The sequence below is a fragment of the Streptomyces sp. NPDC004629 genome (assembly GCF_042873595.1).
Taxonomy (GTDB): domain Bacteria; phylum Actinomycetota; class Actinomycetes; order Streptomycetales; family Streptomycetaceae; genus Streptomyces.
Window position 1 is genome coordinate 84,199 of the sequence record NZ_JBIALO010000015.1, and the last position, 10,719, is coordinate 94,917.

The following is a 10,719-nucleotide window of genomic DNA, read 5'->3' on the forward strand; positions in this document are numbered from 1 at the left end:
ACAGGGCGGTGCTGAACGGTGCTGGAGGGTGCGGTGGACGACGGCGTGTGGGCCCAAGGGGCGGGGCGTCAGGAGCGTACTTCGAGCAGCGGGACCAGCTGCTCGGCAGGGGTCATCGAACCGTGGTTGCCGACCATCGCCGACTCCTTCGGCTCCCGCTCGGAGGCGATGATCAGCACGTCGTCGTGCGCCGCCGCCAGCACGTCGCCCAGGCGCGCGTACACCCGGTCGTCGCACGCGCCGGGCGGCCCGAACCAGCCCGCGGCGATCGCCTCGTCCCGCGAGGCCACCCAGAACCGCTCCCCGAGCACCTCGCGCCAGCACGTCAGGACGTCGTCCTCGGCACCCGGCAGCGCGTAGACGTGCCGCGCGCGCCCCTCGCCGCCCAGCAGGGCGACGCCGGCCCGCAGCTCCCAGTCCTCGTCGAAGTCGATGCGGTGCTCTTCGTCGAAGGGCACGTCGATCATGCCGTGGTCGGCGGTGACGTAGAGCGCGCTGCGCGGCGGCAGTTGCTCGGCGAGGCGCTGGACGAGCCGGTCGACGTACATGAGCTGGCCGCGCCAGGTGTCGGAGGCGACGCCGTAGCGGTGCCCCGCACCGTCCAGTTCGGCGTAGTACGTGTACACCAGGGCCCGGTCGGCGGCGGCCAGTTGCTCGGCCGCGAGGTCCATGCGGTCCTCGCCGCTGAGCCGCCCGTGGAACGTGCCGCCGCTGAGCGCGACCTTGGTGAGCGGGGTGCTCTCGAAGGCCGGGGAGGAGACCTGGGCGGCGTGCACGCCCGCGTCGTGGGCGAGCTGGAAGACGGTGGGGTACGGCTGCCAGTCGGCCGGCGGCGTCCACGGCTGCCAGCGCAGCTGGTTCATCAGCTCGCCGGTGGCCGGGTTGCGCACGGTGTAGCCGGGCAGGCCGTGCGCGCCCGGCGGCAGGCCGGTGCCGACGGAGGCGAGGGAGGTCGCGGTGGTCGCCGGGTAGCCGCTGGTGATCGGGCGGCCGGTGCCGCCGCGTGAGCTGCCGAGCAGCGAGGTCAGGAAGGGCGCCTCGGCGGGATGGGCGGCCAGTTGCTCCCAGCCGAGCCCGTCGATCAGGAAGACACAGTTGCGGTCGGCGGCGGTCAGCTCCGGGATCGCCGCGGTCATGCCCGGTACGGCCATCCCGGCGGCCAGGGTGGGCAGCAGGTCGGCGAGCGAGCCGCTGCCGTAGCGGGGCAGCGGCGCGGTGTCGAGGGCGAGCGGTTCCGGGTGCGCGTCCCAGGCTGCGGTCTGCACCATCAGCGCGCGATGTCCGCGGTCGCCTCGGAGATGGCCTGGGCGAAGGCGAGCGCCTGGCGCACCGTCTCCGGGCCGTCCCCGGCCTCGCTGACGCGCAGGCTGAGGTCGTCCGCCGTCGAACTGCCCGTATAGCCGTGGTCGGCCTCGCAGTTCGGGTCGCCGCAGGCGGCGGGCTCCAGGTCGATGCGGGACACGGCGCCCCAGCCGATGGTCAGCACGACCTCGCGGGGCGGCGTGCCCGGCGTGTACTGCTCCGGGTTGGCGACCACGCGGCTGACCACCACGGACGAGATCCGGCCGAGCTTCACGGACTCCGTGGAGGTGGTGGCGTACGGCGTCGGGGAGGTGCTGTCGGCGGCCTGCTCGTCGGTGTGGCTGACGATGAAGCGGGTGCCGGTGAGGACCAGCACGGTCACATGCCGGCGGACCTCGTTCTGGTCGAACGTCGTCTCCTGGTGGACCAGGTACGACCGCATGGGCTCGCCGCCCACAGCGGCCTCCACCGCCTCGGCCACGAGGGCCGGGTAGTAGCCGCTGCGCTCGATCGCCGCACGCAGCCCCTGGGTCGTCGTACTGGTCTTGGCCATGGCGTCCATCCTAGTCCGTGGGCTCACCGGCTCCGCCCCGGTCGGCAGCACCGTCCGGGCGGTCGGCTCAGGGCACCGAAGGACCGGTCCGGCAGGACGGCCCCGAACACGGGAAAGCCGCCCCACCGGGACGGCTCCGAGCACGAGGGCCGAACCGGCGGGGCAGCCGGGCGCCGGTGTCGGTGGGGCGGTCGTCGCGCTCCATCGTCCGACCCCGGGCGCGAGGGCCGAACCGGCGCGGCGGCCCCGAACACCGGAAAGCCGGTCGGCCAGGGCGGCTCCGGGCGGGCGCGAGGGCCGAACCGCCAGGGCGGCTCCGGGCGGGCGAGGGCCGGACCGGGGGGCCGGGCGTGCCAGGGCCGGGGCGTGGAGTCGGCGCGCGGGCGGGTTCGCATCAGTATGCGGGGAGTGTCCGGGGACCGAGGTCGTCGCGAGCCGGCGGGGGCGCGAGCCCCACCGTGGCGTCGAGGACGCTCAGCCCGTGCGGGGCGACGACCACCGGCTCCAGGGTGACCGCCACCACCTCGGGGTGGTCGTCGACCAGCCGGGAGACACGCAGCAGCAACTCCTCCAGCGCGGGCGTGTCGACCGGCGCGGAGCCGCGCCAGCCGAACAGCAGCGGTGCGGTCCGGATGGCGCGCACGAGTGAGGTCGCGTCCCGGTCGGTCACCGGGATCAGCCGGTGCGCCGTGTCGCCGAGCAGTTGCGAGGCGGCCCCGGCCAGTCCGAAGGAGAGCGCGGCCCCGGCCGCCGGGTCGATCACGGCCCGTACGACGGTGTCGACACCCCGGGGTGCCATCGCCTGTACCACCGGGCGGAGTTCGGCGGGCTTCCCGAACAGCTCGGTCAACTCGGTGTAGGCGCGGCGCAGTTGCTCCTCGTCGGCCAGGTCGAGGCGTACGCCGCCCAGGTCGGCGCGGTGCCGCAGGTGCGGCGCGGTCGCCTTGAGGGCGACCGGGTAGCCGAGGGAGCGGGCGGCCTCGGCGGCGGCGTCGGGGGTGGGGGCGGAGAGCGCGCGGCGCACGTGAATGCCGTACCGTCCGAGCAGTTCGCGGGTCTGCTCCTTGTCGAGCGTGAGGCCCTGTCCGCGCGTGAGCAGGCCGTCGATCAGCTCGGCGGCCCCCTTCTCGTCGATGTCCTCGTACTCGGGCACTTTCCCGGGCTCGGCCGCCTCGCGCCGCCACTGCGCGTACTTGACGGCTTCCGCCAGCGCCCGCACGGCCCGTTCGGCCGCCGGGTAGGCGGGAATCAGGCGGGAGCGCTCGCGCGGCGCTTCGGGTGCGGTGCTCTCCCGGTCCCGCGGCGCGGCGGGCGGCTCCTGGGCCGGGGCCGGCGGGGTGGTCCGTACCTCGTCCGCGGGGGTGGTCCGTACCTCGTCCGCGGGGGTGTGCGGCCCGGCCTGCGGTGCCGTGCCGGCCGCCGCCGACAACGCCTCGGCGAGCCCGCCGAGTTCGACGTGCACGACGAGCACGGGCTTCGCGGGCGCCGCCGCGGCTGCGGACCGCAGGGCCTCGGCCAGCTCGGCGTCCCCGGGCGGGCCCTCCCTGATCGCCGGGAGGGCTGTGACGACGACCGCGTCACAGGTGTCGTCCGCGAGCGCCCGGGACAGCGCCCGGTGGAAGTCCTGCGCCGTGGCCCCGGTCGTCAGGTCCAGCGGCCGCTCCGGGCGCAGTCCCTCGGCCAGGCACCGGTCGTAGGTGAGCAGCCCCAGCGACTCGGAGTTCCCGAGGATCGCCACCCGGGGTCCGGCGGGCAGCGGCTGGCGCGCGAGGAGGAGTCCCGTGTCGACCAGTTCGGTGATCGTGTCGACCCGGACGACTCCCGCCTGCCGCAGCAGCGCGGACACGGTCGCGCGCGGCAGCCGGGTGGCCCGGACCGCGTGGCCCTGGGGCGCGGTTCCGGCGCCCTGCACCACGACCAGCGGCTTGGCCACGGCCGTCCGGCGCGCCAGCCGGGTGAACTTGCGCGGGTTGCCGATGGTCTCCAGGTACATGAGGACGACATCGGTGTCGGGGTCGTCGTACCAGTACTGGATGAGGTCGTTGCCGGAGACGTCCGCGCGGTTGCCCGACGACACGAAGGTGGACACGCCCGTGACGCCGGTGACGCCTCCGCCGCGCCGGTGCAGCCGGGACAGCAGGGCGATGCCGATCGCCCCGGACTGGGCGAACAGGCCGATCCGTCCGGGGCGCGGCAGCTCGGGCGCGAGCGAGGCGTTGAGCCGCACCTCGGGAGAGGTGTTGATGACTCCGAAGGCGTTCGGCCCGACGAGCCGCATGCCGTACGTGCGCGCGTGCCGGACGAGGGCGCGCTGCCGCTCGCGCCCCTCGGGCCCGCTCTCCGCGTATCCGGCGGAGAGCACCACGAGGCCCTGCACGCCGTGTTCGCCGCAGTCGGTGACCGCCTCGGTGACCTGTTCGGCCGGGACGGCGACGACCGCGAGGTCCACGGGGTCCGCGATGTCCCGGACCGATCGGTACGCGGGTACGCCGTCGACCTGCTGCAGCTCCTCGGGGAAGGCCGTGTTGACGGCGTACAGGCTTCCGGTGAATCCGGCGTCCCGGATGTTGCCGAGGACGCCGCGGCCGACGCCGCCGGGCGTGCGGCCCACGCCGAGGACCGCGACGGAGCGGGGTGCGAGCAGCCGGCGCACCGACCGCGCCTCGGCGCGCTGCTCCCGCGCGCGCTGCACGGCGAGCGAGCGGTCGGTGGGTTCCAGATCCAACTCCAGGCGTACGACGCCGTCCTCGAAGCTGCGCTTCTGCGTGTAGCCGGCGTCCGTGAACACCTTGATCATCTTGGTGTTGGCCGGCAGCACCTCGGCGGCGAAGCGACGGATGCCGCGTTCGCGGGCGACGGCGGCGATGTGCTCCAGCAGGGCGGAGGCGACGCCGCGTCCCTGGTGCGCGTCCTGCACCAGGAAGGCGACCTCGGCCTCGTCCGCGGGGCCGGCGGCGGGCGCGCCGTCGGCGCCGATGCGGTCGTAGCGTACGGTGGCGATGAACTCGCCGCCGATGGTGGCCGCGAGCCCCACCCGGTCCACGAAGTCGTGGTGCGTGAAGCGGTGGACGTCCTTGGCGGACAGGCGGGGGTACGGCGCGAAGAAGCGGTAGTACTTCGACTCGTTGGAGACCTGCTCGTAGAAGCTGACCAGGCGGTCGGCGTCATCAACGGTGATGGGCCGGATGCGCGCGGTGCCGCCGTCGCGCAGTACCACGTCCGCCTCCCAGTGGGCGGGGTACTCGTGCCGGTCCTGCCGGTCCGCCGGGTTCTGCATGGGCCCCAGAGTACGGCTCGCCAATGACAACGTCGCAAGGCAGTCTGTGGGGGATGGAGTCGGACCGAGGCCGCGGTCCGACGACACGCCGGAGCGGGCGACAGGCCCGCTCCGGGCTCGCTTCACCGTATGGAAAACTGGTCTAGACAACCCTGAACACCGAAGGGCAGCAACACATGGCTGAGCGCCGCGTCAACGTCGGCTGGGCCGAGGGCCTCCACGCCCGTCCCGCCTCCATCTTCGTCCGAGCCGCCACGGCCGCAGGCGTCCCGGTGACGATCGCCAAGGCCGGGGGCACCCCGGTCAACGCGGCCTCCATGCTGGCCGTTCTCGGCCTGGGCGCCCAGGGGGGCGAGGAGATCGTCCTCACCTCCGACGCCGAGGGCGCGGACGCCGCCCTGGACCGGCTGGCGAAGCTGGTCGCCGAGGGGCTGGAAGAGCTGCCCGAGACCGTCTGAGCCGGTTTTTGAAGCCGCGTCGCCCTGAAAAGGTGACGCGGCTTCCGTGTTTTCACGACCGGTCGCATGAATTCACCGCCGGCCCGCACCCGACAGTCGGCCATAAATCCGGGGCACGACATAAAGGGACAGCGGCAGGACCCGCCCTCCTTAATTCCCCTCTTTGTATACGGCGCCCGTGTTAATTTCGCAGACTCGGCATGTTTACAGCGTGTTGCGAATCCCTCACGCGCTCGGCGCGGTCACCGCCCGGGGAGACCGCAGCCGGTGCGCGGCCGTCGCACGCTCGGTGTGCAGGGCCATGACCGCCCGCGCACGCTCCGCATCGCCGCGCGCCACCGCGTCCACGACGGCGCCGTGCTCCGCCCAGGACTCGACGGGGCCGGCGGGCGACTCCACCGCGTACATCCAGGCGATCTTGTGCCGGAGTTGGGTGAGCGTCGAGGTCAGGGCCTGGCTGCCGGTGGCCTGGGCGAGCGTCACGTGGAACCAGCCGCCGAGGGAGCGCAGATCCTCGCTGTTGCCCCTCCTGGCCCGCTCCTGCCCCAGCCTGACCAGGCCGCGCAGCACCTTGAGGTGGGCCTCGGTGCGCCGCTGGGCGGCCCGGGAGGCGCCCAGCGGCTCCAGGAGCAGGCGCATCTCCAGCAGGTCGGCGGCGTCCTGCTCGGTGGGTTCGGCCACGCACGCGCCCGCGTGCCGCCGCGTCACCACGAACCCCTCCGCCTCCAGGGTGCGCAGGGCCTCACGGACGGGGACGCGCGAGACGCCGTAGCGGCGCGCGAGCACTTCCTCGGTGAGCCGGCTGCCGCGCTCGTAGACACCGGCGACGATGTCGTCCCGGATCGCCGTGCACACCGAGTGCGCCGGAATACGCATGACCGACCTCCGCCTTAATCCCCGTGAAACGCCGACGATTGACGTGTGTTCCGTGACTCTATGACAATGAGCCGGAATTTCCGATGGCGGGCCGGATTCCATGGATATTTTTTGGACATCGGGGCGTCCGAAACGACGAAAACCCCGGCTCGCGAGCCGGGGCCGCGGCACCCACGCGCCGCCGGTCGTCAGACGTTCACGCCGTGCTTGCGGAGATAGGCGACGGGGTCGACGTCGGAGCCGTACTCCGCGGTCGTCCGCGCCTCGAAATGCAGGTGCGGGCCGGTCGTGTTGCCCGTCGAGCCGGAGAGCCCGAGCTGCCGCCCCGGAGTGACCCGCTCGCCCACCGAGACACCGACGGACGACAGATGGCCGTACTGGGTGTACATGCCGTCGGCCATCCGGATCACCACCTCGTAGCCGTACGCGCCGCCCCAGCCGGCCGACACGACGGTGCCGGAGCCCACCGCGTGGACGGCGGTACCGGCGGCGGCGTGGAAGTCGATGCCGGTGTGGGTGCCGGAGGACCACAGGGAGCCGCCGGTGCGGTAGCCGGTGGAGACATAGGAGTGCGCGATCGGCACGACGTAGGCGTTCAGTCGCCTGCGCTCGGCCTCGCGGGCCGCCCGGACCTCGGCCGCGCGTTCCGTCGCCGCCCGCCGCGCCGCCGCCTTGCGCGCGGCCTCCTCGGCCGCCTTCTCCTCGGCGGCCTGCCGCTGCGCGGCCGCCTGGGCGCCTATCTGCTCGGCGACCGAGTCGCCGATGCCGACGACGGGGATGAGGCCTGTCTGCTCCGCGGTGGTCCCGGCGGCGTGCGCCGGGCCGGCCGCGAAGGTGCCCATGACGCCGGTGGCGGCGAGGGTCGCGACGCCCGCGGCGCGGGCGGAGGTGCGGTGCATCCGGCCGGAACGACGATGCTTCCCGGTGGCGCGGGTGAACGCCATGAAGTGGCTGGTCCTTTCCTTCCTTCTCGCCTACCGGGTTAGCTGACAGGTTCGGAGCAGGAAGGTCTCCTACGGGAGGCCGCACACCGCGCGGACGCCCGATTCACCTCAGGGACTTGGGTCCCCGGCTCCCCTGGCTCGCGCCGTACGGGGACTCGGCGATGGCTGTCCGGTGCCGCGGGCGCGGCGCACTGCCTGACGAACAGCCCGGACGACGCTAAGGGGGGCCACTTTCCCTCCCCAAACCGAACAGGGTGTTTGTAGCGCATCCCACAGCGCAGACAGGCACCCTCCGCCACAATTCGGGCACCCCGGGGGAACGGAAGGGCCCTGACGACCGGTCGTCAGGGCCCCACGCGCGTGTGCCGGACCTCGAACTGCTCCGCCTACTCCGCGGACACCACGTGTACCTCGCCGATACCGAGCGCCTCGGCCGGCTCCTTGATCTGCGCGGCGTCGCCGACCAGGACCGTCACCAGCCGGTCCACCGGGAACGCGTTCACCACCGCGGCGGTGGCCTCCACGGTGCCCGTGGCGGCCAGCTGCCGGTACAGGTTCGCCTGGTAGTCGTCCGGCAGGTGCTGCTCCACCTGGTCGGCGAGCGTGCTCGCCACGGCCGCCGCCGTCTCGTACTTCAGCGGCGCCACCCCGACGAGGTTCTGCACGGCGACGTCGCGCTCGGCATCGGTGAGCCCCTCCTCGGCCAGCGTGCGCAGCACCGTCCACAGGTCGGCCAGCGCGGGACCGGTGTTCGGGGTGTCCACGGAGCCGCTGATGGCGAGCAGCGAGGCGCCCGTGCCGTCGGAGGCGGACCTGAGGACCTGGCCGAAGGCGCGCACGCCGTAGGTGTAGCCCTTCTCCTCCCGCAGAACGCGGTCGAGCCGGGAGGTGAGGGTGCCGCCGAGGCAGTACGTGCCGAGCACCTGGGCGGGCCAGACCCGGTCATGCCGGTCGGCGCCGACGCGGCCGATGAGCAGCTGCGTCTGGACGGCACCGGGACGGTCCACGATGACGACCCGGCCGCGGTCGTCGGCGCTCACCGACGGCACCGGACGCGGCTGGGACGCGGCGCCGGTCCACGCCCCCAGGGACTCGCCGAGCAGCGCGTCCAGATCGATGCCGGTCAGGTCGCCGACGACCACGGCGGTGGCCGTCGCGGGCCGCACGTGCCGCTCGTAGAAGGCGCGCACCGCCGCCGCGTCGATCTTGGCGACGGTCTCCTCGGTGCCCTGGCGCGGACGCGACATGCGCGAGGCCGCCGGGAACAGCTCCTTGGAAAGCTCCTTGGCGGCGCGGCGGGACGGGTTGGCCAGCTCGTGCGGGATCTCGTCGAGGCGGTTGCGGACCAGCCGCTCCACCTCGCTGTCGGCGAACGCGGGCGCGCGCAGCGCGTCGGACAGCAGCCCGAGACCCTTGGCCACGCGGGAGGCCGGGACCTCCAGGCTCAGCCGGACGCCCGGATGGTCGGCGTGCGAGTCCAGCGTGGCGCCCGCCCGCTCCAGTTCGGCGGCGAACTCCTCGGCGGAGTGCCGGTCGGTGCCCTCGGAGAAGGCCCGCGCCATGATCGTGGCGACGCCGTCGAGACCGGACGGCTCGGCGTCCAGCGGCGCGGACAGCAGCACCTCGACGGCGACGACCTGCTGGCCGGGCCGGTGGCAGCGCAGCACGGTCAGACCGTTGTCCAGCGTGCCGCGCTCGGGGGCCGGGAACGCCCACGGCTTCGCCTCGCCCGCGCGGGGCTGCGGGTGGAACTCCATCGCGGCGAGCTCGGTCACTTGGCCGCCTCCTCGTTGTTGTCGCCGTTGCCGCCGTTGCCGCCGTTGCCGCCGTTGTCGCCGGCTTCGACGGTGGCTTCGGACTCGGGGTCCTCGGGGACGTCCACGTCCTCGGTCTGCTCCGCGGACTCGGCAGAGAGCGGCTCGTAGACGAGCACCGCGCGGTTGTCCGGACGCAACCGGGCCTGGGCGACCGCCTGGACCTCCTCGGCGGTCACCTCCAGGACCCGCTGCACGGCGGTGAGGGCGAGCTGCGGGTCACCGAACAGGACGGCGTACCGGCACAGTTCGTCGGCGCGGCCCGCGACCGTGCCGAGCCGGTCCAGCCACTCGCGCTCCAACTGCGCCTGGGCGCGCTCCATCTCCTCGGACGTGGGGCCCTGCTCGGCGAACCGGGCCAGCTCCTCGTCGATGGCGGCCTCGATGACCGGCACCTCGACGTCACCGGAGGTCTTCACGTCCAGCCAGCCCAGGGACGGCGCGCCGGCCAGCCGCAGCAGGCCGAACCCGGCCGCCACCGCCGTACGGTCCCGCCGCACCAGCCGGTTGTACAGGCGGGAGGACTCGCCGCCGCCGAGGACCGTGAGCGCCAGGTCTGCCGCGTCGCACGCGCGCGTGCCGTCCTGCGGCAGCCGGTAGGCGGCCATCAGGGCGCGGGCCGGGACCTCCTCCACGACGACCTCGCGCAGCTGCTCCCCGATGGTCAGGGGCAGCGAGCCGTCACGGGGCTCGGGCTTGCCGTCGTGGGACGGGATCGAACCGAAGTACTTCTCGATCCAGGCGAGCGTCTGCCGCGGGTCGATGTCGCCGACCACGGAGAGTACGGCGTTGTTCGGCGCATAGTAGGTGCGGAAGAACGTGCGCGCGTCCTCCAGGGTGGCCGCGTCCAGGTCCGCCATCGAGCCGATCGGCGTGTGGTGGTACGGGTGGCCCTCGGGGTAGGCGAGGGCGGTCAGCCGCTCGAAGGCGGTGCCGTAGGGCACGTTGTCGTAGCGCTGGCGGCGCTCGTTCTTGACGACGTCCCGCTGGTTCTCCATGGACTCGTCGTCCAGCGCGGCCAGCAGCGAGCCCATGCGGTCGGCCTCCAGCCACAGGGCCAGCTCCAGCTGGTGGGCGGGCATGGTCTCGAAGTAGTTGGTCCGCTCGAAGCTGGTGGTGCCGTTCAGCGACCCTCCGGCGCCCTGCACCAGCTCGAAGTGCCCGTTGCCCTGCACCTGCGCCGAGCCCTGGAACATCAGGTGCTCGAAGAGGTGAGCCAGACCGGTGCGTCCCTTGACTTCGTGACGGGAGCCGACGTCGTACCAGAGGCAGACCGCCGCGACCGGGGTCAGATGGTCCTCGGAGAGCACCACGCGCAGCCCGTTGGCCAGGCGGTGCTCGGTCGCTGTCAGGCCCCCGGAGCCTGCCTCGGCTGTGGCCGTGTGACCCATGGGCATGTACGTCCCTTCGATCGCGGATGCGGTCGCGAAACCGCGGTTTTCCTGCCAGTCCTGCCACTGTATGCAAGCGTGCGCACCCTGGGCGAAGTTCCCGC

7 protein-coding genes, 1 pseudogene and 1 riboswitch are annotated in these 10,719 nt (G+C 73.4%); of the genes and pseudogenes, 1 reads left to right on the plus strand and 7 read right to left on the minus strand.

From position 1 onward, the window contains the following. Window positions 1-68 precede the first annotated feature (68 nt). From ACFYTE_RS23475 to ACFYTE_RS23485, 3 genes are all read right to left on the minus strand, one after another. A complete protein-coding gene (locus ACFYTE_RS23475; RefSeq protein ID WP_388713623.1) occupies window positions 69-1,268 on the minus strand; it encodes an alkaline phosphatase family protein in 1,200 nt (399 codons plus the stop codon). Further along, entirely contained in the window at window positions 1,268-1,864 is a 597-nt protein-coding gene (locus ACFYTE_RS23480; RefSeq protein ID WP_388713626.1) for a DUF5998 family protein, read from the minus strand. Before ACFYTE_RS23480 ends, ACFYTE_RS23475 begins: the two co-directional genes overlap by 1 nt. Window positions 1,865-2,249: 385 nt before the next feature. Then, window positions 2,250-5,132: a GNAT family N-acetyltransferase gene (locus ACFYTE_RS23485; RefSeq protein ID WP_388713629.1), complete on the minus strand. Its 2,883-nt coding sequence runs from the start codon at window positions 5,130-5,132 to the stop codon at window positions 2,250-2,252. Window positions 5,133-5,308: 176 nt separating this feature from the next. On the opposite strand from ACFYTE_RS23485, the gene ACFYTE_RS23490 reads away from it, so the two are divergent. Beyond that, window positions 5,309-5,590, plus strand: coding sequence for an HPr family phosphocarrier protein (locus ACFYTE_RS23490; RefSeq protein ID WP_351737050.1), 282 nt, complete (start codon window positions 5,309-5,311; stop codon window positions 5,588-5,590). Between the two features lie 181 nt (window positions 5,591-5,771). Here the strand turns inward: ACFYTE_RS23490 and ACFYTE_RS23495 are convergent. From ACFYTE_RS23495 to ACFYTE_RS23510, 4 genes and pseudogenes are all read right to left on the minus strand, one after another. Then, window positions 5,772-6,466: pseudogene (locus ACFYTE_RS23495) on the minus strand (GntR family transcriptional regulator). A gap of 188 nt (window positions 6,467-6,654) precedes the next feature. Continuing rightward, the gene (locus tag ACFYTE_RS23500; RefSeq protein WP_388713632.1) at window positions 6,655-7,410 is read right to left on the minus strand and encodes a M23 family metallopeptidase; all 756 of its coding nucleotides are present in this window, start codon (window positions 7,408-7,410) and stop codon (window positions 6,655-6,657) included. A 12-nt stretch (window positions 7,411-7,422) separates the two neighbouring features. Continuing rightward, a riboswitch (cyclic di-AMP (ydaO/yuaA leader) is annotated at window positions 7,423-7,581 on the minus strand. A gap of 215 nt (window positions 7,582-7,796) precedes the next feature. Further along, a complete protein-coding gene (locus ACFYTE_RS23505) occupies window positions 7,797-9,185 on the minus strand; it encodes a M16 family metallopeptidase (RefSeq protein WP_388713635.1) in 1,389 nt (462 codons plus the stop codon). After that, complete coding sequence (locus ACFYTE_RS23510; protein ID WP_388713637.1) at window positions 9,182-10,615, minus strand: M16 family metallopeptidase; 1,434 nt, start codon at window positions 10,613-10,615, stop codon at window positions 9,182-9,184. Before ACFYTE_RS23510 ends, ACFYTE_RS23505 begins: the two co-directional genes overlap by 4 nt. Window positions 10,616-10,719 lie beyond the last annotated feature (104 nt).